The organism is Geobacillus sp. JS12 (assembly GCF_001592395.1).
GTDB lineage: Bacteria > Bacillota > Bacilli > Bacillales > Anoxybacillaceae > Geobacillus > Geobacillus zalihae.
Map to the genome: position 1 here is coordinate 2,092,991 of NZ_CP014749.1, position 24,940 is coordinate 2,117,930.

Consider the following 24,940-nt stretch of genomic DNA (forward strand, 5'->3'; position numbering starts at 1 on the left):
TTCCTCCACCGTCACCGTTTCATTCCGCCCGTTCATGCTCGTGAGAGAGGACGTGGAGCGGATGGCCATAAAACTGCGAAATCGCCTCGTTGCCAAGATGTTCAAACTCTTCCGCCTTTCCATGGAAATAGAGGCGCTTGTTCAAACAGGCGATATCGGTCACCCGGTCCGTGATCGTCCCGATGTCATGCGTCACTAAGATAAGCGTCAAGCCTCGGCGGTTCAAGTCGCCGAGCAGTTCGTAAAATTCGTGCACATGGCGCGCATCCACGCCGACCGTCGGCTCGTCTAAAATGAGCAAATCCGGCTTGCTCGCCAGTGCGCGGGCGATAAATACCCGTTGTTGCTGGCCGCCGGACAGCTCCGCGATATTGCGCTTTGCCAGGCCGCTCAACCCAACGGCCGCGAGCGCCGCTTCGACCGCACGGCGGTCTTCGTTTGTCAGCGGCCGAAATAAGCCGCGTTTGGCCGCCAACCCACTCGCCGCCACTTCCTCAACCGTCGCCGGAAAGCTGCGGTTGAAGCTGTTCGCTTTTTGCGACACGAAACCGATCCGATGCCATTCGCGAAACGATTCAATCGGCTCGCCGAACAAAAAAATGCGGCCGCTGTTCGGTTTTAACAAGCCGAGCACACATTTGAGCAGCGTCGATTTTCCCGAACCGTTCGGGCCGACCAATCCTAAAAATGCCCCTTTCGGCACGGTTAAACTAACATGCTCAAGCACGTTCTCGTTTTCATAGCGGAACGACACATCCTCAATTTGCACAACAAGCCCATTTTCCATGGCGGTTCTCCCTTGCTAATTCAGAATCATTCCGATTTGCTTCACTATGCAAGTATACCCCACCACCCGCGTTTTGTAAACCTCAATGAATCGCTGATTTAAAGCGGGCGCCGCGCACTTCATGCGTCGGCATAATGGTGATGAACGCATCCGGGTCGATTTCATTGACGATCGATTTTAGTTTTGTCACTTCCAAGCGCGTGACGACTGCATAAATGATTTCCTTTTGCTCGTCCGTATATCCGCCTTTGCCGAGCAATTTCGTCGTCCCGCGGCCGAGCCGGTGCAAAATGGCGTCGGAAATTTCCTCATAATGATCGGTCACAATAAAGGCCGCCCGCGTCTCGTCAAGCCCTTCAATGACCGCATCGATCGTTTTGGAGGCGATGTAGTACGTCATCACCGAATACATGGCTGGCTCGAGGCCAAACACAAACGCCGCCCAGCCAAAAATAAAAACGTTGACAAACATGACAAACTCGCCGACCGAAAACGGGATCCTTTTCGTCATCAAAATCCCCAAAATTTCCGTCCCATCGAGCGATCCGCCATGACGGATGACCAATCCGACGCCAAGACCGAGCGACAACCCGCCAAAAACGGTGGCCAAAATCGGCTCGGTCGTCAGCGGGGAAAGATGGTGAAACAGCCGTTCGGTGACGCCGAGGATCACGACGCCTAAAATCGTTGACAGCATGAACGTTTTCCCGATTTGCTTGTAGCCGAAATACATGAACGGGGCGTTTAAAAGGATGACGAGCGTGGCGAAATTGAGCAGCCGCCATTCGTCCGGAGTCAAGTAGTCCAGAATCAGCGATATGCCAATGATGCCGCCGTCGATCATTTTGTTTGGAACGAGCAGCCGCTCGATGGCAAACGCCGCCAAAGAGGCGCCGATGGCGATCATCAACACCCGATACAACACATGGCCTAGCGGTTCTTTTTTATGCTGTTTTGGCGCCAAACTACCACCCTTTCCCTTTTTGTTTTTTTCCATTATACCATACACGCCTTTTCCATTCACGTCATATGATGGAACAGAAGCAAGGAGGCGGCTGCGATGAACATTTACCAACAGCTTGTCAAGCAAAAATTAAAAACGATCACTCCGGAAGAACTCGTTGCGTACAGCCGAGAGTACGGCTTGCCCATCACGACGAGCCAAGCGAAACAAATTCTTCATCTCGCCCGGAAGAACGACATTAACGTCTTTGACCCCGAGGAGCGGAAAAAATGGGTGCGAGAGTTAGCGAAAATCACCTCGCCGGACATCGCTCGAAAAGCGAACGAGCTGTTTTTGAAATTCGTGCAAAAAAAATAAAAGGGCGCATAGCCCTTTTCTCATTCCGCCCCAGCGTTGATTTTTTCAAGCAACTGGTCATCGAACAACTGCGCCCGCAGCATGGCGATTTCGTGCTTGTACGGCGGCTTTTTGTTGTGTTTGTCTTCGCCCACGTATGGGGTTTCTAAAATTTTCGGAATATCCTCAAGCTGCGGGTGATGGACGATATAGTTGAGCGCAGCAAACCCGATATGGCCGAAACCGATGTTTTCATGGCGGTCTTTCCGGCTGCCGCGCGGGTTTTTGCTGTCGTTGATGTGCAGTACTTTCAGCCGCCCGAGGCCGATGATCCGGTCAAACTCCTCAAGGACGCCGTCAAAATCGTTGACGATGTCATAGCCGGCGTCATGCGTATGGCATGTATCAAAGCAAACGGACAGCTTATCATTATAGGCGACGCCGTCGATAATGTACGCGAGCTCCTCAAACGTCCGCCCGCATTCCGACCCTTTGCCGGCCATCGTTTCTAGGGCAATTTCAACCGTCTGTTCGCGCGTCAACACTTCATTTAGGCCGCGAATAATTTGGCGAAGTCCGGCTTCCACCCCTGCGCCGACATGAGCGCCTGGGTGCAGCACAAGCTGCTTTGCTCCAATGGCTTCCGTCCGCTCGATTTCCGCGCGCAAAAAGTCGACGCCCAGCGAAAACGTATCGAGATTGGTCGTATTGCCGATATTGATGATATACGGGGCGTGGACGACAATCTCTTCGATGCCGTGCGCTTGCATATGCTTGCGCCCGGCTTCGATGTTGAGCTCTTCAATCGACTTGCGCTTTGTGTTTTGCGGCGCCCCGGTGTAAATCATAAACGTGTTGGCCCCGTAGGAGACAGCCTCTTCACTCGCGGCCAGCAGCATTTTCTTTCCGCTCATGGAAACATGTGAACCGATTTTTAACATGTTCTTCTCTCCCTTTTCTTTGCGTTAAAGGCGGACGGCGATTATGATTTTTTGAAGCGGCCAAGCCGCTTTTTCTTCTTCTCCAGCTCCGCGCGCAACTTTTTTTTGTAGCCCGGCTTCACCTGCTTCGTTTTTTTCAGTTTGGCGAAAAGCAGCGCCAGTTCGTCATCCTTTTCGCCCGCCCGCTTGCTCCGCCGGTTCCACGGCGGCAGCTCCTTCCATTCGCCGCGCACGAGATCACGGTGGACAAACGAAATTCCTATTTTTTCCAACCGGGCAATCGCATCTTGGTCAGACGGCTCGTAAATCGTCGCCGCAATGCCGCTATAGCCAGCGCGCGCCGTCCGTCCGGCGCGGTGAATATAAAACTGCAGATCATCAGGCAACTCGTAGTTGATGACATGACTGACGCCTTCAATATCGATGCCGCGCGCCGCCAAATCGGTCGCGACGACATATTGAAACTCCAAATCGCGGATGAGATTCATCATCTTTCTCCGCTCGCGCGGCGTCAAATCGCCGTGCAGCACGCCGACTTTCAACCCTTGCTCAGCGAGACGGTCGGCGACCTCGTCAGCCATTTTCCTTGTGTTGACAAATACGATGGCCAAATACGGGTTGTAGCTGAGGAGCACATCACGGAGAAGTTTTGTTTTCTCGCGTCCGCGCAGCGGGATGAGCACATGTTCGATGTTTTCGTTCGCCGTCTGCTTCGGGTCGACGTGGACAAAGGTCGGGTTTTCCATATATTTTTTCAAAAACGGCTTCAGCTTTTCCGGAATCGTCGCTGAAAAGACGAGCATTTGCAAGTCTTTCGGCATCCGGGCGGCGATTTGGTCGACATCCGTGATAAAGCCCATATCGAGCATCAAGTCGGCTTCATCGACGACAAGGATGTGGGCCGTATGCACATCAAGCGCCTGCTCGCGGATGAAATCGTTGATGCGCCCCGGCGTGCCGATGACAATATGCGGCTGCACGTTGAGCTTTTCGAGCGCTTTTTGCTTATCCGTCCCGCCGATCAAACAACGGGCGACGATCATCCGATCTTTCGGGCAAAACTTCGTGATTTTCAGCGTTTCGTGGTAAATTTGCGTCGCTAATTCGCGCGTCGGCGCCGTGATGACGGCTTGCACTTCGGCGCGTTCCGGCTTGATTTTTTCAATGATCGGCAATAAGTACGCATGTGTTTTTCCCGTTCCGGTTTGCGATTGGCCGACCATGCTTTCGCCGCGCAGCGCCCCCGGAATGATGCGCTCTTGAATTTCCGTCGGTTTATAAAAACGAAGCGTCTTGATCGCTTCGATGATAAACGGTTGAAACGGAAAACGAGTAAACTGCGTTTCTGTCATCAAGCACCACTCCCTTCTATATTAAATAAACGCAACTGGAAGGTTTCCCATCTCGTTGGCCCAAAAGCGTGCCGTCTATTTTTCCAACTGTCGGCGGCAAGCTTTGACGCGACGGAACAACCAACCGTTTCACAAATCCATGCATCGGTCTGGAAGCAGTATGGTTCGGTCACCCGACAGTCGATCCAATACCGGCTGGCTCCATAAAAGAGCGTAAACGTTAACGTTTCAAATGGCATATGGGCACCGCTTCGTCCGCTTCACCATTATAGCGAATCGCTGCCCCTGCCGCAACTAAAGACGATCCTGCAACAAACCTTTCCCGCCTTGCCCGCATATTGTAGATAAGGAGGACATTCGTTCATCCGCACGACCGAAAGGAGGAAGCTGCTATGAGATACAGTCGGCCCCCGATGATGCCTTCTCCGTTTGCCGGAAGGCCGCCAGCCCCGTTCGCCCGCATGCCGGCGCCGCCTTTTGGCCCCAGCGGCCCCGGCGGCTTCTTGGCCCGCTTGTTTTCGCGCGGGCAGCCGCCGGCTGCTGCATCGTCTCCGTGGGGGCTGCCGTTTTTGTCCAACGCCGCTAACACCGCCGCATCCAACACGGGCGGCGGCTTGGTTGGCATGTTAAACAACGTGCAAAAAATGCTTGGCATCGCACAAAACGTCATGCCGATGGTGCAACAGTATGGACCGCTCATCCGCAATCTTCCGGCGATGATCCGCATTTTCCGCGAGTTGAAACCGGCCGATGAAGGGGAAGGCGAAACAACGTCGGAAAGCGCACCGGCCAACGAAACGAAACAAAAGCCGGCCGCCAAGGCGCCAAAAAAACGCTCCGTTCCGCAGGCAAAGCGCGAAGAGCCGCAAGAAAAAGAAGCACCGGCCGCCCCGAAGCCGTCCAAGCCGAAACTGTATATCTAGTTTCTTTCCCCGCCCTAGCGCACCCGCTGTTTAGGGCGGTTATTCTTTGTCTTCTCCCCGGTGCTCCGATATAATGGAAGGTGAACAACCGCCGCACAACCGGCGGCAGGGAGGGAATATGATGGAAGTGATTAAAATTACCCCGCGCGGGTATTGCTACGGGGTGGTCGATGCAATGGTCATCGCCCGCAACGCGGCGTTGGACCCATCTTTGCCGCGTCCTATTTACATTCTCGGCATGATCGTCCATAATAAGCACGTCACGGACGCGTTTGCCGAAGAAGGCATCATCACGCTCGATGGAGAAAATCGTTTGGAAATTTTGGAAAAAATCGACCATGGCACCGTCATTTTCACCGCCCACGGCGTCTCACCGGAAGTGAAAAAACGAGCGCTCGAAAAGGGACTTGTCACGATTGATGCGACATGCCCCGATGTGACAAAAACGCATCGGCTCATCGAACAAAAGCTCGCCGATGGCTACGATATCATCTATATTGGCAAAAAAGGACATCCGGAACCGGAAGGAGCGGTCGGCATCAATCCGGAAAGAATCCATCTTGTGGAAACCATCGATGATGTCGAACGGCTGTCCATTCACAATGAGCGCATCATGGTGACAAACCAAACGACGATGAGCCAATGGGACGTCGCCGATATCATGGCGAAAGTGAAAGAAAAATACCCGCACGTGGAAATGCATAAAGAAATTTGCCTGGCCACCCAGCTCCGACAAGAAGCGGTCGCTGAGCAGGCGAAGGAAGCCGATGTGACGATCGTCGTCGGCGACCCGCGCAGCAACAACTCGAACCGCCTCGCCCAAGTATCGGAAGAGATCGCCGGCACGAAGGCGTATCGCGTCGCTGATGTGACGGAAATCGACATCAACTGGATTAAAGATGCGAAAAAAGTCGCTGTCACCGCCGGCGCTTCCACCCCGACGCCGATTACGAAAGAAGTGATCGACTTTTTGGAGCAGTTTGACCCGAACGACCCATCGACATGGAAGAGGGAACGGAAAGTGCCGTTGCAAAAAATCTTGCCGAAAGTGAAAACAAAGAAAGAAGAGTGACGGTTGTTTCATCCATAAAGAGAGGCTGTCTTGGACAAACGGTTGAACCGCTCATCCAGGACAGCCTTTTTCGTTGGCCGTTCATACGAACTGAAACGGATCAGTATGGACGCTGGAAGCAACCACTTCCGCCTCCCATTGACGTTTCGAGAGCTCAGTGATTAAGTATCGGGCTACGCCTTCTTTCATGATTTTTTCTGCATGATGTCCCGGATCAATGATGTGAAGGCCGAGCGCTTGGGCGTCATGGGCGGTGTGGTAATACACATCCCCTGTCACGTATACGTCCGCCCCGGCCGATGCGGCGGCAGCGACAAACTTATTCCCATCCCCGCCAAGCACCGCGACCGTTTGCACGAGATCATCCAGCCGGCCAACGACGCGCACCGCCGGAACGGAAAACGCCGTTTTCACCTGCTCGGCAAAAGCGCCAAGCGTCACCGGCTGCGGCAGCCGGCCAATGCGCCCGAGCCCGAAGCGGCGGCCTTCATTGTCAAGCGGATAGATATCATAGGCCACTTCCTCATACGGATGAACAGCCAGCATCGCCTGAATCGCTTCCCGTTCAAGAGAGGCCGGCACGATCGTTTCGATGCGCACTTCCTCAACTTCCTCGAGCCGCCCTTGCTCGCCGATGAACGGCCGCGCCCCTTCGTGCGGCAAAAACGTGCCGACGCCGCGGCTGTTGAACGTGCAATGGCTGTAGCGGCCGATATGCCCGGCGCCGGCATCGCCTAAGGCCTTCCGCACCACCTCAGCATGCGTCACCGGCACATAAACAACGAGCTTTTTCAACGGTTCGGTATACGTCGGCACAAGCACAGCCGTATCGTTTAAGCCGAGCGCCTCGGCAAGCCAATCGTTCAGACCGCCATCGGCCACATCCAAATTCGTATGGGCGGCGTACACCGCAATGTCATGCTTGATGCACGCGGCGATCATCCGCCCGTGCCCATCATCAGTCAGCAATTGCTTCAGCGGGCGGTACAGCGGCGGGTGGTGGGCGATGATTAAATCCACTTGCTGATCGATCGCTTCGACAACGACATCTTCGAGCACATCAAGAGCGATCATCACTTTTTTGACCGGCTTGTTTAGCGTCCCGATTTGCAGACCGATCCGATCCCCTTCCATCGCCAACTGTTTCGGAGCAAGCTGCTCAAGAAGCTGAATGATTTCATAACCGTACGGAACGCGGCTCATAACAACGCCTCCTCCACCAATTGAACTTTTCTCTCCAGTTCACGCTTTTTCCGCTTGGCCGCTTCACTTTGCCCTTTGGCCGTCAAATCAGCGATGATCCGTTTCCAATTTTCAATCTCGCGCTTCCACTTTTCGCGGAACACCTCGCTGTTTTCCCGGCGCAAAAACGGTCCAAGGAGCAGCTCCGCCTCGAGATGGCGATACGGCCGTCGGGGGGCGCCAGGCTCGGCGACGAGTACTTCATAAATTTGCCCATCTTCTTTCAAAATGCGCTCAGCCACGAGCTCCCACCCATGATCAAGAAGCCAACGGCGAACAAGTTCCGCACCGATGTTCGGTTGCAAAATGAGCCGTTTGACACCGGCAAGCTTTTCCTTTCCGTCGCCCAAAATGCGGGCGATCAGCGCCCCACCCATGCCGGCGATCGTGATGCAGTTCACCTCCCCCGGGGCAAGGATCGAAAGCCCATCCCCTTTGCGCACGGAAATGAGATGAGAAAGCCCGGACTTCTCGACTTGCTGCTGCGCTAGGCGGAACGGTCCGTCCGCCACCTCGCCGGCAATGGCTTTTGATGCGTAGCCGTGCAAGCAGGCATAGCAAGGCAAATACGCATGATCCGATCCGATGTCAGCAAGCACTGCCCCTTTTGGAATGAATGAGGCGACCGTTTCCAGCCGTTTCGACAGGCGAAATTCGTTCATAGCACCGCAATGGCTACCAACCTTCCGCCACCTGCAGCGCGAAGGCGGTTCGCCTTCCCCTCCTTTCCTCTCCAACACCGCGCGCCTCTATTGTACTAAACAAAACATCCCCTTGCCAAAAAGCAAAGGGATGTTCACCATCCATTATTTTAAACCGGCGAGCCATTTCGCCATGGCATCGGCTTTATCCGCCGGCACAAGCCCTGGCGGCATGTTGCCGCGCCCGTGTTGGATGACGTCTTTAATTTGGTCCATCGACAGCCGTTGCCCGACCCCTTTCAACGATGGACCGACGCCGCCTTCATAATTTTGGCCGTGACAGCCAGAACACGTTTGTTGGTAAAACTGTTCTGGGTTGAATTCGGCCGTTTGTTCCGTTTTTTCGCCGCCTTTTTTCTCTTTGGCCATTTCCTTCGCATCGCCTAGCCCTTTAAACGACAAGACGAACGTCAGCACAATCCCGAATGCCATGATGATGAAAAACGGGATGAGCGGATTGCGGTTCATCTCTTTTACCTCCCTTATGTATAATGAAGAACGCTGCAAACAATTTTATTTTACTGTAAATAATGGACAAGGAAAAGCCCTAAGTTGCCGAAATGGCAACAACACGCCTCAGCGCCACCAGATGGCGGCGGTTACAAGCAACGCCCCGCTGACAGCGGCGAGCGAAAAGTAGCGAAGGTGAAGCAGGCGGCCGACAACAAACCAGAGAACACAGTTTCCGAGCACGACAGCTGCTAGCGCACCCGTTTGCCTGGGAAAATACCGATCAACCTCAAGAATGGATGCCACAAGCAAAATCCAGGCGCTTCCGATGAGCGGAAAGTGAAGGAGCTCCCGCTTGTTCCGCCACCGCCAACAAAAGAACAAGCAGGCAGCCAAAAATAGGGCGAAAAGGAGCGTTTGCAAAACGAATGACAATTCAGTAAAATAAATGACAAGAGCAACGGCTGGAAGCAATAAACAGAGACCAGCGGCGAGCGAGCTGCGCCACCGTCGTCCGTGCGAACGGGCGTCTCCTTCCGTGTACAACGCGAGCAAATAGTCGCAATAATGTTCCGGCAGAAGGCGCGAACGTTTCCAATATTCGATTTCTTGGATGATCGTTTCCCGTCGTTGCCGATTCATAGATAGACCACCTTTCCCATAAAGAAAGAAAAAATAGTTTACTTCCGAAGAAGTAAACTATCGAACAAAACAGTCACTCTAAAAAGTCTTTCAGCCGTTTGCTGCGGCTTGGATGGCGCAGCTTGCGCAACGCTTTGGCTTCAATTTGACGGATGCGTTCGCGCGTCACGCCGAACACTTTGCCGACTTCTTCGAGCGTCCGCGTCCGTCCGTCGTCAAGCCCGAAGCGGAGACGCAGCACATTTTCCTCGCGATCCGTCAGCGTATCAAGCACATCTTCGAGCTGCTCTTTCAACAGCTCGTAAGCAGCGTGCTCGGATGGCGATGTCGCGTCTTGGTCTTCGATGAAATCGCCAAGATGCGAGTCATCTTCCTCGCCGATCGGCGTCTCGAGCGACACCGGTTCTTGGGCGATTTTCAAAATTTCCCGCACTTTTTCCGGTGTCAAATCCATTTCCTCGGCGATTTCTTCCGGCGTTGGTTCGCGCCCGAGGTCTTGGAGCAATTGCCGTTGGACGCGGATCAGTTTATTGATCGTTTCGACCATATGAACCGGGATGCGAATCGTCCGCGCCTGATCGGCGATCGCCCTTGTGATGGCTTGGCGGATCCACCACGTCGCGTACGTGCTGAACTTGTAGCCTTTCCGATAGTCAAACTTTTCGACCGCCTTGATCAGCCCCATGTTCCCTTCTTGAATCAAATCAAGAAAGAGCATGCCGCGGCCGACATACCGTTTGGCGATGCTGACGACGAGGCGGAGGTTCGCTTCCGTCAGCCGGCGTTTTGCTTCTTCATCGCCTTGCTCGATCCGTTTCGCCAGCTCGATTTCCTCTTCCGCCGACAACAGCGGCACGCGGCCGATCTCCTTCAAGTACATGCGCACCGGGTCATTGATTTTGACGCCTGGAGGAACGGACAAGTCATTTAAGTCGAATTCTTCCTCTTTGGCCAAGTCGTCGATGTCCGGATCGGCCTCAAGGTCAGATTCGCTGATCACTTCAATGCCCTGCTCAGCGAGGTATTCATAATACTCATCCATCTGGTCGGAGTCCAAATCAAAGCCAGACAACCGCTCAGCGATTTCCTCGTAGGTGAGGATCCCCCGCTTTTTGCCGAGCTCAGCGAGTTGCTCTTTCACTTGTTCAAGCGATTCTCCGGCAGCTTCAGCCTGCTTTGATTGGGCTGGTTTTTCAGCCATTTCATTACCTCCTTTAAAAACTCATACCACCATGTTATGAAGAAGATAACATTTTTTTCATCTCAATCATCTCTTTCGCGATGCGGGCGGCCGTCAAAAAGTCTTTTCTTCGCTCCGCTTCCGTCTTTTCTTGCTCTTTTTCCTTTAGCATTAACCATTTCGGGTGATTCAACACATGCCGGATGCAATCGGCAAGCTCCCGCTCGGAAACGTCGTCTGCGACCAAAAAAAGCGACAGCTCGCTCGCCAGCGTCCGCAACTCGCCGGGAAGCCGAGACATGAGCGCGCTGGGGTCGGCTTCATGCCCCTCTTCGTAAAAGGCGTAAATGTAAGCAGCCAACGCCCGATGCTCTTCGATATTAAATCGGCCGCCGACCTTCTCCTGAACGATGAACGCCACATCGCGGCTCCGCATCATATGGGCAAGCAGCAACCGCTCGGCATTTTGAAAGGCCGGAAGCAATTTTTTCGTCAATGCCGGCTGGGACGGTTTTCCGCCGTCGTTCACCTGCGGCTTTGGCTGTTCCGGCTTGGAGCGGGACAACTGTTCGTAAAGCGCGGAGAGCGACAGCGAAAACTCATCCGCAAGCTGGCGCATATAATAATCTTTTTCCACCGGGCTCGACAGCTTGCTGATTTCTCGGAGCGCTTCCTCGATATAACGGAGCCGGTCGCCTTCTTCCTGCAAATTTTTTCCCCGCCGCAAACGATCCATTTTAAACGCCATGAGCGGCCGGGCGGCGGCGATCTCTTCGGCAAAACGGTCGGCGCCAGAAGTGCGTATATATTCATCTGGATCCAGCCCGTCCGGGAGCAACGCTACCTTCACGCGGCACCCGAACGCGCTCAATTGTTCGGCGGCGCGCCAGGCGGCTTCCGTTCCGGCGCTGTCGCCGTCATAGCAAATCGTGACCGTTTCAGCATGGCGGCGCAAAATGCGTGCCTGCTCCTCGGTCAGCGACGTTCCCATCGTTGCCACCACATAGTCAACGCCGGCCTGCACGGCAGAGATGACATCGGCAAACCCTTCAACGAGCAGCGCCTCTTGACGCTTGCGGATTGACACGCGCGCCTCGTGAAAAAAATACAAAAGCGTGCCTTTGCGGAAAATCGGCGTTTCTGGGCTGTTCATGTACTTTGGTTGCCCGTCGCCAAGCAGACGGCCGGAAAAACCAACCGTCTCGCCGCGATGATCATGGATCGGAAACATAATCCGATTCCGGAAGCGGTCGACGTATCGCCCGTCTTCTTTTTTCACCAACAAGCCCGCCTTTTCCATCAACACCAACGGAAACGAACGGCTCTCCAGCAGCTTGACGGCGGCATCAGGAACATCCGGCGCATAGCCGATTTCAAATCGGTCGATCGTTTCTTTTGTCCACCCGCGCACCTGCAAATAATCGAGCGCGGCTTGTCCTTCTTTTGTATGGACAAGCAAATGATGGTAAAATCGTTTCAACAACGTGTGTGCTTCGACCATCGCCTTCGCCTCGTCGGCTCGGCTGCCATCACTCCCGCGGCCGTCCAGCTCATAGGCGGACAAGTCGATCCCTGCTTTGGCCGCAAGACGTTTCGCCGCTTCCACAAACGGAATGCCTTCGATATCCATTAAAAACGTAAAGGCATTCCCCCTGCCCCGCAGCCGAAGCAGTGGAAAATTTGCTTTTCTGGGGAAACGGAAAACGATGGCGTCTTTTCTCCGTGAAACGGGCATAAGCCAAAATAGTTGCGGCCTTGCTTTTTCAACTGGACGTATTCGCCAATGATGTCAACGATGTCAACGCCGCGGCGGATGGCTTCAATCGTTTCCTCGGGAATGCGATGTCCCATACGAACAACCCCGTATCGTATTTATTCTCGGCAGCAAGCCGATTTTCCTTTCCATTTCGACAAATTTTTTCAAAACGTTCGTTTCGCCCCCTTGCCCGTAAAGTCGGCTGGCTTGATCATCCGCTTCCCGCCCCTCAGCCCGCCGTCTGGACAAAGATTCATCAGAGCGGTGCATCTCGAAGATGCGCTTCGGTATATTATATTTCAGCAAGAAAAAGAAAATTTCACTTTTTTCTTGACGATCTTATGCAACAGATGACCGCGCTCTCAAAGCAAGGGTTGCTTTACACCCCTATTATTCTACACCATCGCAAAAAAATCCTGCTTTTTTGCCGAATGATTGACAACTTTGTCGAAAATCTTTTTTTCGTTCTTCTTGACAAGCGGCTATAAATAGTTTACTCGTCTCATGGCCGCTCTAAACCTATATAGGTCATTTTTCTCGCAATTTTTTATTATAATATAAGTCGCGGCAATATGCCATAAGAAAACGCACGACTCCAATCAAGAAATCGTGCGGATAAGGCGAAGCTAGCGCTTCAACTTTTTCATAATGATGCTCGCCGTCTCTTCGACCGCCTTGTTCGTCACATCGATGACGTCGCAGCCGATTTTTTTCACGACTTCATCAAAATAAGCGAGCTCCTCTTTGATTCGATCCATATTGGCGTAAATCGCCTGGTCGTTCAGGCCGAGCGATTTCAGCCGCTCGCGGCGGATCGAAAGCAGTTTATCCGGACTGATTTTCAAGCCGAAGCATTTCCCCGGACCGACTCGAAACAGCTGCTCCGGCGGCTCGACCTCTGGAACGATCGGCACATTCGCCACTTTCAGCCGCTTATGCGCCAAATATTGCGACAGCGGTGTTTTCGATGTGCGCGATACGCCGATGAGCACGATATCGGCGCGCAAAATGCCGCGCGGGTCGCGCCCGTCATCGTATTTGACGGCAAATTCGATCGCTTCAATCTTTTTGAAGTAATCTTCGTCAAGTACGCGCACTTGACCCGGCTCATATCTTGGCGTCAGCTGGAACAAATGGCTCATCTTTTCAATGAGCGGACCGATGATATCGTATGCGACGACCCCTTCGCGCGCCGCTTCGGCGAGCAAGAATTCCCGCATCTCCGGAACGACGAGCGTAAACGCGATAATGGCGCGGTTCATTTTCGCTAAAGCGACGACTTCAGCCAATGTCGTTTTATCTTCCACATACGGGACGCGTTTCACTTGAATCGGCGAGGCGTGAAACTGGCTGGCCGCCGCTTTGACGACAAGCTCGGCCGTTTCCCCGCCGGAATCGGATACGACATAAACAAGGCGCTGGTTCATTCTTCTCCTCCTTTGTTTGGATTAGTCCTCTTTGGCTAGCGACACGAATGCTTTCGTTATATTCGTTTTCGTAATACGGCCGATCACTTCATATCCTTTCTCCGTTTTGCGCACGACCGGCATAGCATCGATCTGTTTTTCAATCAGCTGTTCAGCCACGTCAATGAGCGGGTCGTCCTTGTAGCAAACGGCGATGTTCGGCATCCGCGTCATAATAATATTGACCGGGATCGCCGTCAGTTCCTGCTTGCCAAGGCTTGCGCGCAACAAATCTTTGCGCGACAAAACGCCCGCAAGCAACGATTCGTCATCGACGACAAACAGCGTGCCGACATCCTCTAGAAACATTGTGACGATCGCATCATAGACGCTCACATTCTCATTGACGACAACCGGAATCGATTGGTAATCCTCGACTTTCATCTTTTTCATTTTATCGGCGAACAGCTGCTTGCCGGTCTTTCCCGTATAGAAATAGCCGACGCGCGGCCGCGCTTCCAAGTAGCCAGCCATCGTCAAGATGGCCAAATCCGGCCGCAGCGTCGCCCTCGTCAAGTTCAGTTTCTCCGCGATGCTTTCTCCGGTGATCGGCCCGTAGTCTTTCACAATTTGCAAAATCTGCTCTTGGCGTTTATTTAGTTCGATCGTCGTTCACCACCTTGCCAAAAAAGGTCCCACACGCTATCACTCTCATTTATATTATACTACACGCCCCATTCACAATGAAAATGATGCTCCTTGCCCTCCGTCGGGGCTGAGCTTGTCTTTCAGTTCACCGATTTGCTGCAAAAAACGCTTCGTCTTCAGCGACAGGCCGGCATATTCATCATAATAGGCGGACAATACGGCGCCCAGCTCCATCTTTGTGCTTTCTTTCACCGATATGGACCCAAGCCGAGCAAGATCGATATGAAAAAAGAGGCGCAACAGCCGGACGGAAGCCGAAGAGAGCGGGAACCGATGGGGATCGGACGCCTCGCAGCGATGGCAAAGGAAGCCCGCCTCCTTGACGGAAAACGAGAAGCGCCCCTCCGTCGCCCCGCAGCGGGCGCAACGGTCCAGCACCGGCGGAATGCCAAGCACTGCAAGCATTTTCATTTCGTAAATGAACGTCAAAATCTCTAAATCGCGGCCTTCGCTCATATATTGTAGTGTCTGCAAAAGAAGCTCAAACAAGTACGGATTGCGCTTTTGCTCTTCCGTGCTTTTGTCGGTGAGCTCTACAATATACACCGCATAGGCGGCGGCAAACAAATCTTCGCGCAGCGCCCGCATCGAGTCGATGAGCTCTCCCTGGTGAAGAACGCCGACGCCGCGGCTGCGGCGGATGACATAATGGCCGTATGAGAGCGGCTGCGTAACAGCAGAAAGGCGGCTGCTTGGCTTTTTCGCTCCCCTTGCCATCGCAGCCACCTTTCCCCATTCTCGGGTAAACAATGTGACAATTTTATTTGTTTCGCCATAATCGACCGTCCGCATGACGATCGCTTCACACGTTTCGAACATCCCATCACCACCGCTTCTACCAACAACGATGCTACGAGATCGGCTGGTCGATTTCGTTCTGTTCAGCGTTTTGCTCTTCACCGCCAAACTGTTGCTCTCGTTCCAACTCTTTAAATAGGAGGTACGTGTCGATATTGCCTGTTTGGCTAAACAGCTTCCACGTAAACTCAAGCATGGAATGACACCTCTTTCCGCCTGCAGGCATTGCGTATTGGTGGTCTACCTATAGGTTGGCTCAGGCAAAAACGGTTTATGTCGCGTAAAATTTTCTAACCGTCAATACTCGTCTTCACGGAACCCGAAATCACGCAGCTGCGCCATACGGTTGCGCCAGTCTTTTTGCACTTTGACCCACAGTTCCAAAAACACTTTGGATCCAAGCAGCGCTTCGATGTCAGCGCGCGCCCGCTGTCCGATTTCCTTCAGCATCCGGCCTTGCTTGCCGATGATGATTCCTTTTTGCGAATCGCGCTCCACCACGATCACCGCGCTAATGTACACCGCTGGCGATCCTTCTCGCCGCTCGATGCGTTCGACGACGACAGCAATCGAGTGCGGAACTTCCTCGCGCGTTAAGTGAAGCGCTTTCTCGCGAATGAGCTCGGCGATGATAAACTGCTCCGGATGGTCAGTAATCTGGTCCGGCGGATAATATTGCGGCCCTTCCGGCAGCCGCTCTTTAATTTGCTCAAGCAGGCGGTCGACATTGTTCCCTTCAAGCGCCGAAATCGGCACGATTTCAGCAAACGGGTACAAATCTTTGTATCGGTCAATGAGCGGCAGCAATTCATCCGGATGGACGCGGTCGATCTTATTGATGACTAAAAACACCGGGGTGTCCACTTCTTTCAGCCGTTCGATGATGAACGCCTCACCGCGCCCAAATCCTTCCTCGGCATTGACCATAAACAAAATCAAATCGACTTCGCGAAGCGCATTGAGCGCCACTTTCATCATAAAGTCGCCGAGCTTATGCTTCGGTTTGTGCACCCCAGGCGTGTCGATAAAGATGATTTGCGCGTCATCGTCCGTGTACACGCCTTGAATCTTATTGCGCGTCGTTTGCGGTTTATCGCTCATAATCGCGATTTTTTGCCCGATGACGCGGTTTAAAAACGTCGACTTTCCTACGTTTGGTCTTCCGATAATGGCAACAAATCCTGATTTGTATCCTTCTTTACGCATGCAAATCCTCCGCTGAAAAAGCTTCTGGCAGCAATTCGCTGACTGTCATGACTTTCACATCGCCTTTGAGGTTGGCTAAAATGACTTTCATATCGCCGTGGCAAAGTTCGGCGATCACTTGGCGGCATGCGCCGCACGGCGGCACCGGGCGGGGAGTGTCGGCGATGACCGCAAGAGCCGTAAACTCCTTCTCCCTTCCGAATATGCCTTAAACAACGCGGTCCGCTCCGCACAATTGCACACGCTGTAGGCGGCGTTTTCAATGTTGCAGCCGCGGTACACACTGCCGCCTTTCGTCAACAGCGCGGCGCCGACTGGAAACTTCGAGTACGGCACGTAGGCGAGTTCGCGCGCTTTTTTCGCTTCGGCAATGAGCTGCTCCATCTCCACGAGTGACTCTTCCTTTCCTGCAAGCAAACGCTGCTTTCTTTTATTTTACAAAAAAACGCCATCCATTTCATCATTTGAAATCAAAATGTAACAGAAAAATTAGAATTTTCTCTCTCATTCGTTTAGCGAAGATGCGGCCAAAACAGCAAAATGCCGATCACAACCGCAAATCCGGCCGCCGAGAGCACCGCCGCGGCAGCGATGTCTTTCGCCGCTTTCGCCAACGGATGAAACTCACCCGTCGCCAAATCGACGGCGCGCTCAATAGCCGTGTTGACGAGCTCAAGCGCAATGACCGTGCCGACTGTCATGAGCAGCACGATCCACTCCCAGCGCGACAGCCCAACGACCCACCCGGCGGCAAAGGCGACAACAGCGGCCGCCAAGTGGAAGCGCAAATGAGCTTCCTCTTTCACCGCCGCCTTCATTCCCGCCCACGCCCAAGCAAACCGGTCTCGCTCTCGTTTGCCGCGCATTATCTTGTCAACCCGAACCTCGCCAAGATGTCTTCCTGCTTGGCGAACATGACGCGCTCTTCCTCTTCTGTCCCATGATCGTAACCAAGCAGGTGCAAGAAACCGTGCACAGCCAAAAACCCGAGCTCGCGCATGAACGAATGCCCATAGGCCGCCGCCTGCTCTTTCGCCTTCGGAATCGAAATGACGATATCGCCGAGCACCGGCGGCATATCAGCGCCGACGATGTGAACCTCTTCTTCCCCTTCCTCCTCAAGAGCAAACGAAAGCACATCGGTCGGCGCATCTTTGCCGCGATAGTCACGATTCATCGCGCGGATGCGTTCGTTGTCCACAAATGTGACGCTCACCTCCGCCCCGTCCGGCACGTTTTCAAGGGCCGCCGCCTCAGCGAGCAGCCGCTCGATCGTCTCGATTTGCTCAGCGGTCACCTCGTTCGTTTCATCTAGAAAATCAATGTGAATGGTCATGCATGCTTCACCTTTTCCTTTCGTACTTCTGGGTATTCGATGCGCGAATGGAAGACGCCGTTTAACGTCTCGCAAAGCGAACGGGCGACGAGTTCCAACTCCTTCAGCGTAATGTCGCACTCGTTCAGCTGGTTGTCCTGCAAGCGATCAGCGATGATCGACCGGACGATCTTCTCGATTTTTTCCTGCGACGGGTTGGATAGCGAGCGAACAGCCGCTTCGACGCTGTCGGCGATGTTGATGACCGCCGCTTCTTTCGTCTGCGGCTTCGGCCCGGGATAACGAAACTCCGCTTCCGAGACAAACTCGGTTTGCTCGCGCGCCTTATGATAAAAATACTTCAGCAGCGTCGTGCCGTGGTGCTGTTCGGCGATGTCGATGATCTCCTTCGGCAGCCGGTGCTTGCGCAGCAAAGCGACGCCGTCGGCGACATGGGCGATAATAATATTTTTGCTCAACTGCGGCGACAAATGGTCATGCGGATTGCCGCCTATTTGATTTTCGATGAAATAGCGCGGCCGCTTCGTCTTACCGATGTCATGGTAGTAGCAGGCGACGCGCGCCAGCAAGCCGTCGGCGCCGATCGCCTCGCACGCCGCTTCGGCCAAATTGGCGACCATAATGCTATGATGGTACGTCCCCGGCGCTTCAGTGAGCAACTTGCGCAAGAGCGGATGGTTCGGATTGGATAGTTCAATGAGCCGAAGCGGCGACAAAATGCCAAACGCCGCCTCCAACACCGGCAAGAGACCGATCGTCAAAATGGCAGAAAAAACCCCTGAGGCCGCCGCCATCAGCACCAACAAACCGATTTCCGTCGGCGAATAGCGGCCGTTTTTTAACAGCAACAGCGAAAAAAGCGAAACGATATTGACCGCGGCGACAAACACGCCGGCCCGCCAAATGTTCGCTTTCGCCAGCTCCTTTGGCAGACAAAACGTCCCGGCCAAGCCGCCGGCAAGAAAGTAAACAATCAACGACACCGACACCGCGCCGGCCGTTCCAATTTCCTCATTGAACAGCAAACTGCCGCACACTGCTCCGATGATGGTCGTCATCATCGCGAGCCGCTCTCCGAGCAAAATGCGGACGAGCATCGGCCCGAACGCCGCCGGCACAAGGTAACCGATGGAAACAGCGCCGCTAGATGGAAGAAGGCGAATGAGCGCCATTGTCGTCATCATCAACGCAAAAATGGCTGTATAAAGCGACAGCTTTTCATTCGTCGTTTCCGTCCGAAAATAGGAAATGAGCGGAGCAAGCAGCAACAAAACGAACACCAAAAGCCCAGCGGCGGTCCAAGACGGACGCCCGCTCTCAAGCAAGCCGACCAGCTCAAGCCGGCGGTAAACATCATTCGTGATAAACTGTCCTTCCTCGACGATCACTTGCCCTTGCAAAATTTTCACCGGCTTCACTTCATCCATCGCCTGCCGCCGTTTTTCTTCCGTCGCCGCCCGATCGTAGACGACGTTCGGAATGACCGCCTGTCGGCAAAGCTTCGCGACCGCCTCGCGAAGCGGCGGCGACAGCGCAGCGTATTCAAGCTCTTTGGCCGCTTCCGCCCGCGCCGTGTCAAGTTCCGCTTGGGAAATGCGCTCGCTCATGACGGCATGCACCGCGGTCAAGGCGGCTTCCTTCGCCGTCTTGAGCTCCTCCGGCGAGGCGGCAAGCAACCGTTGCCATTCAGCGGCAGACAGATAGGCAAGCCATTCCGGTGGCAGCCGTTCCTCAAGTTTGGCGATCATATCGCCGAGCGAGCGGTCCGGCTCCGCCTCGTGCTGCACGCTCTCAATTGCAGCAAACAGCGAGGAAAGAAGGTCGACCCGGTTTTCGGCATATTCTTTTTTTAACGTATAGACATCCGCTACTTTCGCCGCCGCCTCTTCTTTCAGCTTGGCGGTCGCCTCTTTGTCCTCGACCGTCACCGGCGAACGGATCGTTTCCTTCGCGACGTCAAACAGGCGCAGCTCATACTGGCGCGGCTTCACTTGCCCATACAAAACGGCAAACAACAGAACAGCCAAAAGCAAAAACAGCCAAAAGCGGACAAAGCGGACTGTTTTTGTCCGCTCAAGAAAAAAACGAAACCTTCCCACCGGTTTTCCCCTCGCTTTGCAAGAAAAGACCGATCCCGTCGCTCTCGTTCTATAAGCCCGCCTCATCATAGGCGTCAATAATTTTCGCGACGAGCGGATGGCGAACGACATCCGACTGTTCCAAAAACACAAAGGCGATGCCGCCAATGGAGGCCAAAATGCGCTTGGCGACCGAAAGCCCCGATTCGACGCCCTTCGGCAAGTCGACTTGGGAAATATCGCCGGTAATGACCATCTTCGAACCGAAGCCGAGCCGGGTCAAAAACATTTTCATTTGCGCTGGCGTCGTATTTTGCGCCTCGTCAAGGATGACGAACGCATCCTCCAGCGTCCGGCCGCGCATGTAGGCGAGTGGGGCGATTTCAATCGTGCCGCGCTCAATCAACCGCTGCGTATACTCCGCTCCCAACACATCGTTTAAGGCATCATACAGCGGGCGCAAATACGGGTCAACCTTCTCTTTTAAGTCGCCTGGCAAAAAGCCGAGGCTTTCTCCGGCCTCAACGGCCGGACGAGTCAAAATGATGCGCTTGACGCTGCCGTTTTTTAACGCCTTGACCGCCATGACGACCGCCAAATACGTTTTTCCGGTGCCGGCTGGGCCGATGCCGAACGTCAAGTCATACTGTTCAATTGCTGCAACATAATAGCGCTGGCCCAACGTTTTGACGCGGATCGGCTTCCCTTTGGCGTTTTTTGTAATCTCCTCGTCATACAGCTGAACAAGGCCGTCAAGCGCTCCTTTTTTTGCAAGCTGAATGGCGTAAAGAACGTCGCGCTCGCTGACCGCCGCCCCTTTGCGAATGACGATCAATAAATGGCGAAGCAATTCATCAACGAGCTGAACTTGCTGCGGCGTGCCGGAGACGTTGACCGTTTCCCCGCGCGTCACAATCGACACGCCGAGCTCTTCCTCGATCCGCTTCAAATGGATGTCATGGACGCCAAAGAGCGCCGCCGCTTCCTGCGGGTTTCGCACATGTTGGCTGATCGTAACGAACTGCTCTGACATTCTCAATCTCCTTGGACGATGGGTTGTGGTACAGCAATATTTTCAATGACTTCGTAATGCAATTCTACCCTTACTTTACCATTCTCTTTCGCCTGATGCAAAACTTTTTCGCTGCGAATGGCCGCCTCCTCCGGCAATTTCGCCCGCAGCTCGCGGCGGGCGATCTCTTTCGCTTCCGCGAACGCTTCTTCCCACGTGTAGCGCCGCTTCACTTCTTCCGCCTCGCGGATCGTGATGCGCTCGTAATAGAGCGGCAAGTCCCATTTCCAAAAACGAAACGGCCGTTTTTCTGTCTCAACGATGGTATGGGCAAACACCGGCTTCTTCCATCCCCAAACGGGAATCAAAAGGCGCCCGATTCCGACATAATGCCGTTCGGTGAACTTGCCGGTCAACACATGAAACGTCGTCTCAAGCGGCAGGACGACCGTAGACTTGTACCATGTTTCGCCAAACACTTTCCCTGACGCCGGCACAAACTTCGTCCTCCCTTCAGCGCCGATAATGCCAGAAACAAGCAGCTGGCCTTTTTGCACATAGTCGTTGACGGAAACGAGCGGTTGTCCCTCTTCAACGAACAAATCAGCGATGACCGCCTCTTTTTTTGCCACGAGATGACGCGGCGGAATCGGTTTTTTCGGCTCCGGAATCTCTTTTTCAACGACGCGGAAGTGAAGCGACGTCCCTTTCCACTCAACGCCGACCCACGTGATGTCCGGAACGCGTTCCGTCAGCTTTTTTTGCAGCGTCTCCGGGTCATCAAGCAGAAACTGAAATGCGCCGCGCTCGACTCCCATTCGCTTCAACTCGCGGGCGATTTGATGCTCCGTCTCTGGAGCCGCCCCTTTGATTTCGATCTTCCAAACGATGTTCGAAAGCAAAAACACCATCGCGATAAAAAGGAGCAAGCCGAGCCAAAACCCGCTGTTCCGCCAGGCCCGCCGCCAAAAAAACGGCAGCCCGGTTCTCCCGACAAACGAAAGTTTGCATTCGCTTTGCCGGGCGACATGGCGCAGCCGTTTCACGTCGCTGAGCTTAATGAAAAACGTCGCGGTATCCGCGCTATGCTTTTTCACGTTCCAGACGGCAATCCCTTGGCGGACGCAGGCGTTGATCAACCGTTCGATCCCTTTCCCTCTCGCTTTGACCCGCACGCTGCCGGCGAGCGTGTCGACCCATTCGTTTTTCATCTCCGTTCCTCCTCGCTATTCATCTATATAAACGACTTGGCTGATTTTTCCTTCCAACAAAATTTCTTCCGGCAAAATCGTTTTAATCACAAACTGTTCGCCGCGGACAACGAGCTGTCCGTTCCGCAGCAAAAGGCGGAGCTCTTTATCGCTGAACGCGAGCAGCCCGCGGTGGTTTTCAATGTAAATATGTATGTGCCCAACCATCGTAATGCGGGGCAGATCCATCATAATGTCGGCGGGAAGTTCAAGCTTTTCCGCCATCCACCGCTTCATCTGCTGGCGCCATTTTTTCACCATCAAAAAGAACCCCTTTCATCTCATATGTATGAGACAAAAGGGGGTTCTAGCACCGCTTTTCAAAAACAACGGGCCCGCCTGCCGGCAAGGCCCATTGCATTTATGACAGCTGTTGTTGGACAAGTTTGTTGACGAGCGAACCATCCGCTCTTCCTTTCACTTTCGGCATGATCGCGCCCATCACTTTTCCCATATCCGCTTTCGAAGAGGCGCCGACTTCCTTGATCGTCTGCTCGATCAAATCGCGCAGCTCGTCCTCTGTCAGCGGCGTTGGCATATACGATTGAACAATTTCAATTTCGGTTTTCACTTTTTCGACAAGATCTGAACGGCCAGCGTTTTCAAATTCTTGGAGGGAGTCTTTACGCTGTTTCAGTTCGCGAGAAAGAACCGTCAGCTCTTCGTCTTCCGAGAGCGGGCTTTTGCCGAGCTTGATCGCTTCGTTTTGCAGCGCCGCTTTCAGCATCCGGAGAACAGACAGTTTTTCTTTCTCCTTGTTTTTCATCGCCTGCTTCATATCGTCATTCAAACGATCGAGAAGACTCACCGATTATACACCCTCTTTAATGCATGCTCTTAGTGCTTGCGCTTTCTAGCCGCCTCAGATTTTTTCTTCCGTCTGACGCTTGGCTTTTCATAAAATTCGCGCTTTCTCACTTCTTGCAAAGTGCCCGTTTTCGAAACGGCACGCTTAAAGCGACGAAGAGCGTCGTCGATCGACTCATTTTTGCGAACGATCGTTTTGGACATCCTGCTTCCCTCCCTCCGAACAACAACCATTGCATATTGTACTTGTCAATTATAATACATGCTGACAGAAAAGGTCAATAAAAAAAGCAGCGGCGGCCTGCTGGCCACCTCTTCCCCGCCCTGAAAAAACGGTCATCACCCGCGGACAAGGCCCATACATATAGGGTGAAAGGGGAGATCGCCCATGGGATCGTTTTGGATGCTGTTTGCCATTTACACCGCTTTGTTTCTTCTTGGCATGTTTATGATGAAAGCTGGGCTTTACACGTTGTCCGGCCATCGGTTAAAACGGTGGCTCATGCGCTTTACCGCCACGCCGCTGCAAGGATTTGCCGCCGGTTTGGCGACGACCGCTCTCCTGCAAAGCAGCTCAGCGGTGATGGTGATGACGGTCGGCCTTGTCGCCGCCGGCTACTTGTCGTTCCGCCAATCGATCGGCATCATTTTAGGCAGCAACATCGGCTCGACGGTCACGACCGAGCTGATGACGCTTGATATCGGCGATGGCGCCATCCCACTTCTTATAAGCGGCGCGCTGCTTGTTTTTTTCGGCCGCCATCGCCTTGTTCTCGGCATCGGCATGACCGCTGTCGGCCTCGCCGCTGTGCTGTTTGCCATGGACGGCTTTGGCAGCCTCGCTAAACCGCTTGCCGCCTATCCGTTCGTTGATGCATGGCTGAAAGAAACGAACCGATCCGTCGCTGTCGGCCTTCTTGTCGGCATCGTCCTCACCGCTCTCGTTCATTCGAGCGCGGCAACGATCGGCATCGCCATGGGATTTTTAAACGAACAGCTGTTGACGCTGTCCGCGGCGATTGCTCTGTTGCTTGGCGCCAACATCGGTACGTGCATCACCGGGCTTTTGGCTTCGATCGGCTCCAGCAAAGAGGCCCAGCTGACCGCCTACACCCATCTATGGCTGAACGTCGTCGGCGCCGCTTTGTTCGCCTTTTGGACCGAGCCGTTCGCCAGTTTTGCCGCCAGGCTCAGCCCAGCGCCTGATGTGCAGCTCGCTCATGTGAGCGTCTTGTTCAACGTCATTTGCTCAGTGGCTGCTCTTCCATTTGTCGGCGCCATCGAAAAGGTCATTCTGTTTTTGCATGACCGAAACCGAGCTTAGTAGTCAGCGCGGCCCGTCCCGCCGGTGACGATCTCCACTCCAGAGCTCGTGCCGATGCGCGTCGCGCCGGCGTTGATCATCGCTTCTGCCGTTTTCCGGTCGCGAACGCCGCCTGATGCTTTGACACCTGCTCTGTCGCCGACCGTTTTCCGCATCAGCGCCACATCCTCCACCGTCGCACCTCCGCCGGAAAACCCGGTCGACGTTTTCACATAATCAGCGCCGGCTTTCACCGCAAGCTGGCAGGCGCGCACTTTTTCCTCATCGGTCAAAAGCGCCGTTTCAATGATCACTTTGACAAGCGCCCTGCCAGCCGCCGCCTCGACGACCGCGCGAATGTCGCGCTCGACAAGCTCGTCTTGCCCGCTTTTTAACGCGCCGATGTTGATCACCATATCGACTTCGCGGGCGCCGTTTTCGATGGCGTTCATTGTTTCAAACGCCTTTGTTTCCGGCGTCGTCGCCCCAAGTGGAAAGCCGATGACCGTGCAGACGCGGACATCGGTGCCGGAAAGTTCACGCGCCGCCGTTTTCACCCACGTTGGGTTGACGCACACGGCAGCAAAGCCGTATTGCTTTGCTGCCGTGCACAGTTGCACGATTTGTTGTTCTGTCGCTTCCGGTTTGAGCAGCGTATGATCGATCATTTTCGCGATATTCATCGTCATT

27 protein-coding genes and 2 pseudogenes are annotated in these 24,940 nt (G+C 53.9%); 4 read left to right on the forward strand and 25 right to left on the reverse strand.

All coding sequences use genetic code 11. The features are described 5' to 3' along the window. Positions 1-19 precede the first annotated feature (19 nt). Both A0V43_RS10250 and A0V43_RS10255 read right to left on the reverse strand, forming a co-directional pair. Entirely contained in the window at positions 20-787 is a 768-nt protein-coding gene (locus A0V43_RS10250) for a metal ABC transporter ATP-binding protein (RefSeq protein ID WP_013144723.1), read from the reverse strand. 82 nt (positions 788-869) lie between these two features. Further along, on the reverse strand, positions 870-1,751 hold the full coding sequence (locus tag A0V43_RS10255) for a YitT family protein (protein WP_013144722.1): 882 nt from the start codon (positions 1,749-1,751) through the stop codon (positions 870-872). Positions 1,752-1,847: 96 nt separating this feature from the next. On the opposite strand from A0V43_RS10255, the gene A0V43_RS10260 reads away from it, so the two are divergent. Next, the gene (locus A0V43_RS10260) at positions 1,848-2,108 is read left to right on the forward strand and encodes a DUF2624 domain-containing protein (protein ID WP_015375420.1); all 261 of its coding nucleotides are present in this window, start codon (positions 1,848-1,850) and stop codon (positions 2,106-2,108) included. A 20-nt stretch (positions 2,109-2,128) separates the two neighbouring features. On the opposite strand, the gene A0V43_RS10265 is transcribed toward A0V43_RS10260, so the two are convergent. Then, complete coding sequence (locus A0V43_RS10265) at positions 2,129-3,028, reverse strand: deoxyribonuclease IV (RefSeq protein WP_015375421.1); 900 nt, start codon at positions 3,026-3,028, stop codon at positions 2,129-2,131. 41 nt (positions 3,029-3,069) lie between these two features. Continuing rightward, positions 3,070-4,380 (reverse strand): DEAD/DEAH box helicase, encoded by a 1,311-nt coding sequence (locus A0V43_RS10270; RefSeq protein ID WP_063193044.1) that lies wholly within the window; start codon positions 4,378-4,380, stop codon positions 3,070-3,072. A 392-nt stretch (positions 4,381-4,772) separates the two neighbouring features. Here A0V43_RS10270 and vrrA point away from each other — a divergent pair, with 392 nt between their 5' ends. Both vrrA and A0V43_RS10280 read left to right on the forward strand, forming a co-directional pair. Then, the gene (vrrA, locus tag A0V43_RS10275; RefSeq protein WP_015375423.1) at positions 4,773-5,303 is read left to right on the forward strand and encodes a VrrA/YqfQ family protein; all 531 of its coding nucleotides are present in this window, start codon (positions 4,773-4,775) and stop codon (positions 5,301-5,303) included. A gap of 121 nt (positions 5,304-5,424) precedes the next feature. Further along, the gene (locus tag A0V43_RS10280; RefSeq protein ID WP_012820514.1) at positions 5,425-6,375 is read left to right on the forward strand and encodes a 4-hydroxy-3-methylbut-2-enyl diphosphate reductase; all 951 of its coding nucleotides are present in this window, start codon (positions 5,425-5,427) and stop codon (positions 6,373-6,375) included. 81 nt (positions 6,376-6,456) lie between these two features. Here the strand turns inward: A0V43_RS10280 and A0V43_RS10285 are convergent, their stop codons facing one another. The 20 genes and pseudogenes from A0V43_RS10285 to rpsU form a co-directional block, all read right to left on the reverse strand. Then, positions 6,457-7,578, reverse strand: coding sequence for a Nif3-like dinuclear metal center hexameric protein (locus A0V43_RS10285; RefSeq protein WP_015375425.1), 1,122 nt, complete (start codon positions 7,576-7,578; stop codon positions 6,457-6,459). Next, the gene (locus A0V43_RS10290; RefSeq protein ID WP_063193045.1) at positions 7,575-8,279 is read right to left on the reverse strand and encodes a tRNA (adenine(22)-N(1))-methyltransferase; all 705 of its coding nucleotides are present in this window, start codon (positions 8,277-8,279) and stop codon (positions 7,575-7,577) included. Before A0V43_RS10290 ends, A0V43_RS10285 begins: the two co-directional genes overlap by 4 nt. Before the next feature lie 144 nt (positions 8,280-8,423). Beyond that, complete coding sequence (gene cccA / locus A0V43_RS10295) at positions 8,424-8,786, reverse strand: cytochrome c550 (protein WP_011231960.1); 363 nt, start codon at positions 8,784-8,786, stop codon at positions 8,424-8,426. 108 nt (positions 8,787-8,894) lie between these two features. Beyond that, a complete protein-coding gene (locus tag A0V43_RS10300) occupies positions 8,895-9,410 on the reverse strand; it encodes a hypothetical protein (protein ID WP_015375428.1) in 516 nt (171 codons plus the stop codon). Positions 9,411-9,483: 73 nt separating this feature from the next. Continuing rightward, entirely contained in the window at positions 9,484-10,611 is a 1,128-nt protein-coding gene (rpoD, locus tag A0V43_RS10305) for an RNA polymerase sigma factor RpoD (RefSeq protein ID WP_011231962.1), read from the reverse strand. 34 nt (positions 10,612-10,645) lie between these two features. Next, a pseudogene (gene dnaG, locus A0V43_RS10310) lies at positions 10,646-12,441 on the reverse strand (DNA primase). 531 nt (positions 12,442-12,972) lie between these two features. Continuing rightward, on the reverse strand, positions 12,973-13,773 hold the full coding sequence (locus tag A0V43_RS10315) for a pyruvate, water dikinase regulatory protein (RefSeq protein WP_011231964.1): 801 nt from the start codon (positions 13,771-13,773) through the stop codon (positions 12,973-12,975). Positions 13,774-13,794: 21 nt separating this feature from the next. Continuing rightward, positions 13,795-14,388 (reverse strand): transcriptional regulator CcpN, encoded by a 594-nt coding sequence (locus tag A0V43_RS10320; RefSeq protein WP_011231965.1) that lies wholly within the window; start codon positions 14,386-14,388, stop codon positions 13,795-13,797. A 102-nt stretch (positions 14,389-14,490) separates the two neighbouring features. Next, positions 14,491-15,279, reverse strand: coding sequence for a DNA repair protein RecO (recO, locus tag A0V43_RS10325; protein WP_011231966.1), 789 nt, complete (start codon positions 15,277-15,279; stop codon positions 14,491-14,493). A 31-nt stretch (positions 15,280-15,310) separates the two neighbouring features. Then, a complete protein-coding gene (locus tag A0V43_RS19070) occupies positions 15,311-15,454 on the reverse strand; it encodes a YqzL family protein (protein ID WP_015375430.1) in 144 nt (47 codons plus the stop codon). Between the two features lie 101 nt (positions 15,455-15,555). Further along, positions 15,556-16,464 (reverse strand): GTPase Era, encoded by a 909-nt coding sequence (gene era, locus A0V43_RS10330; RefSeq protein WP_063193046.1) that lies wholly within the window; start codon positions 16,462-16,464, stop codon positions 15,556-15,558. Then, a pseudogene (locus A0V43_RS10335) lies at positions 16,457-16,848 on the reverse strand (cytidine deaminase). Before A0V43_RS10335 ends, era begins: the two are co-directional and overlap by 8 nt. 128 nt (positions 16,849-16,976) lie before the next feature. Then, positions 16,977-17,330 carry a diacylglycerol kinase family protein gene (locus A0V43_RS10340; RefSeq protein WP_015375433.1) on the reverse strand — a complete coding sequence of 118 codons (354 nt, stop codon included), beginning with the start codon at positions 17,328-17,330 and terminating at the stop codon, positions 16,977-16,979. Next, positions 17,330-17,800, reverse strand: coding sequence for an rRNA maturation RNase YbeY (ybeY, locus tag A0V43_RS10345; RefSeq protein WP_011231971.1), 471 nt, complete (start codon positions 17,798-17,800; stop codon positions 17,330-17,332). Before ybeY ends, A0V43_RS10340 begins: the two co-directional genes overlap by 1 nt. Beyond that, complete coding sequence (locus A0V43_RS10350) at positions 17,797-19,899, reverse strand: HD family phosphohydrolase (protein ID WP_063193047.1); 2,103 nt, start codon at positions 19,897-19,899, stop codon at positions 17,797-17,799. Before A0V43_RS10350 ends, ybeY begins: the two co-directional genes overlap by 4 nt. A 49-nt stretch (positions 19,900-19,948) precedes the next feature. Then, positions 19,949-20,911: a PhoH family protein gene (locus A0V43_RS10355; RefSeq protein WP_011231973.1), complete on the reverse strand. Its 963-nt coding sequence runs from the start codon at positions 20,909-20,911 to the stop codon at positions 19,949-19,951. Positions 20,912-20,913: 2 nt separating this feature from the next. Beyond that, on the reverse strand, positions 20,914-22,101 hold the full coding sequence (yqfD, locus tag A0V43_RS10360) for a sporulation protein YqfD (RefSeq protein ID WP_015375434.1): 1,188 nt from the start codon (positions 22,099-22,101) through the stop codon (positions 20,914-20,916). Positions 22,102-22,116: 15 nt separating this feature from the next. Further along, positions 22,117-22,401 carry a sporulation protein YqfC gene (gene yqfC / locus A0V43_RS10365; protein WP_013144709.1) on the reverse strand — a complete coding sequence of 95 codons (285 nt, stop codon included), beginning with the start codon at positions 22,399-22,401 and terminating at the stop codon, positions 22,117-22,119. Between the two features lie 100 nt (positions 22,402-22,501). Then, positions 22,502-22,948, reverse strand: coding sequence for a GatB/YqeY domain-containing protein (locus A0V43_RS10370; protein ID WP_013144708.1), 447 nt, complete (start codon positions 22,946-22,948; stop codon positions 22,502-22,504). A gap of 29 nt (positions 22,949-22,977) precedes the next feature. Beyond that, positions 22,978-23,151 carry a 30S ribosomal protein S21 gene (rpsU, locus tag A0V43_RS10375; RefSeq protein ID WP_008879912.1) on the reverse strand — a complete coding sequence of 58 codons (174 nt, stop codon included), beginning with the start codon at positions 23,149-23,151 and terminating at the stop codon, positions 22,978-22,980. 184 nt (positions 23,152-23,335) lie between these two features. On the opposite strand from rpsU, the gene A0V43_RS10380 reads away from it, so the two are divergent. After that, the gene (locus A0V43_RS10380) at positions 23,336-24,271 is read left to right on the forward strand and encodes a Na/Pi symporter (protein WP_063193048.1); all 936 of its coding nucleotides are present in this window, start codon (positions 23,336-23,338) and stop codon (positions 24,269-24,271) included. Here A0V43_RS10380 and deoC read toward each other — a convergent pair. Then, the gene (gene deoC / locus A0V43_RS10385) at positions 24,268-24,939 is read right to left on the reverse strand and encodes a deoxyribose-phosphate aldolase (protein WP_015375436.1); all 672 of its coding nucleotides are present in this window, start codon (positions 24,937-24,939) and stop codon (positions 24,268-24,270) included. The two genes, A0V43_RS10380 and deoC, sit on opposite strands and share 4 nt — an antisense overlap. Position 24,940: the final 1 nt, after the last annotated feature.

Excerpts from the sequence above, each read along its gene's own strand:
- A0V43_RS10340 (WP_015375433.1), bottom strand. The coding sequence starts at position 17,330 with ATGCGCGGCAAACGAGAGCGAGACCGGTTTGCTTGGGCGTGGGCGGGA.
- A0V43_RS10285 (WP_015375425.1), bottom strand. The coding sequence starts at position 7,578 with ATGAGCCGCGTTCCGTACGGTTATGAAATCATTCAGCTTCTTGAGCAG.
- yqfC (WP_013144709.1), bottom strand. The coding sequence starts at position 22,401 with ATGGTGAAAAAATGGCGCCAGCAGATGAAGCGGTGGATGGCGGAAAAG.
- A0V43_RS10250 (WP_013144723.1), bottom strand. The coding sequence starts at position 787 with ATGGAAAATGGGCTTGTTGTGCAAATTGAGGATGTGTCGTTCCGCTAT.
- A0V43_RS10270 (WP_063193044.1), bottom strand. The coding sequence starts at position 4,380 with ATGACAGAAACGCAGTTTACTCGTTTTCCGTTTCAACCGTTTATCATC.
- A0V43_RS10290 (WP_063193045.1), bottom strand. The coding sequence starts at position 8,279 with ATGAACGAATTTCGCCTGTCGAAACGGCTGGAAACGGTCGCCTCATTC.
- ybeY (WP_011231971.1), bottom strand. The coding sequence starts at position 17,800 with ATGACCATTCACATTGATTTTCTAGATGAAACGAACGAGGTGACCGCT.
- A0V43_RS10265 (WP_015375421.1), bottom strand. The coding sequence starts at position 3,028 with ATGTTAAAAATCGGTTCACATGTTTCCATGAGCGGAAAGAAAATGCTG.
- A0V43_RS10355 (WP_011231973.1), bottom strand. The coding sequence starts at position 20,911 with ATGTCAGAGCAGTTCGTTACGATCAGCCAACATGTGCGAAACCCGCAG.
- deoC (WP_015375436.1), bottom strand. The coding sequence starts at position 24,939 with ATGACGATGAATATCGCGAAAATGATCGATCATACGCTGCTCAAACCG.
- A0V43_RS10315 (WP_011231964.1), bottom strand. The coding sequence starts at position 13,773 with ATGAACCAGCGCCTTGTTTATGTCGTATCCGATTCCGGCGGGGAAACG.
- vrrA (WP_015375423.1), top strand. The coding sequence starts at position 4,773 with ATGAGATACAGTCGGCCCCCGATGATGCCTTCTCCGTTTGCCGGAAGG.
- A0V43_RS10380 (WP_063193048.1), top strand. The coding sequence starts at position 23,336 with ATGGGATCGTTTTGGATGCTGTTTGCCATTTACACCGCTTTGTTTCTT.
- A0V43_RS19070 (WP_015375430.1), bottom strand. The coding sequence starts at position 15,454 with ATGCTTGAGTTTACGTGGAAGCTGTTTAGCCAAACAGGCAATATCGAC.
- yqfD (WP_015375434.1), bottom strand. The coding sequence starts at position 22,101 with ATGAAAAACGAATGGGTCGACACGCTCGCCGGCAGCGTGCGGGTCAAA.
- rpsU (WP_008879912.1), bottom strand. The coding sequence starts at position 23,151 with ATGTCCAAAACGATCGTTCGCAAAAATGAGTCGATCGACGACGCTCTT.
- A0V43_RS10280 (WP_012820514.1), top strand. The coding sequence starts at position 5,425 with ATGGAAGTGATTAAAATTACCCCGCGCGGGTATTGCTACGGGGTGGTC.
- recO (WP_011231966.1), bottom strand. The coding sequence starts at position 15,279 with ATGTTCGAAACGTGTGAAGCGATCGTCATGCGGACGGTCGATTATGGC.
- cccA (WP_011231960.1), bottom strand. The coding sequence starts at position 8,786 with ATGAACCGCAATCCGCTCATCCCGTTTTTCATCATCATGGCATTCGGG.
- era (WP_063193046.1), bottom strand. The coding sequence starts at position 16,464 with ATGCGTAAAGAAGGATACAAATCAGGATTTGTTGCCATTATCGGAAGA.
- rpoD (WP_011231962.1), bottom strand. The coding sequence starts at position 10,611 with ATGGCTGAAAAACCAGCCCAATCAAAGCAGGCTGAAGCTGCCGGAGAA.
- A0V43_RS10300 (WP_015375428.1), bottom strand. The coding sequence starts at position 9,410 with ATGAATCGGCAACGACGGGAAACGATCATCCAAGAAATCGAATATTGG.
- A0V43_RS10260 (WP_015375420.1), top strand. The coding sequence starts at position 1,848 with ATGAACATTTACCAACAGCTTGTCAAGCAAAAATTAAAAACGATCACT.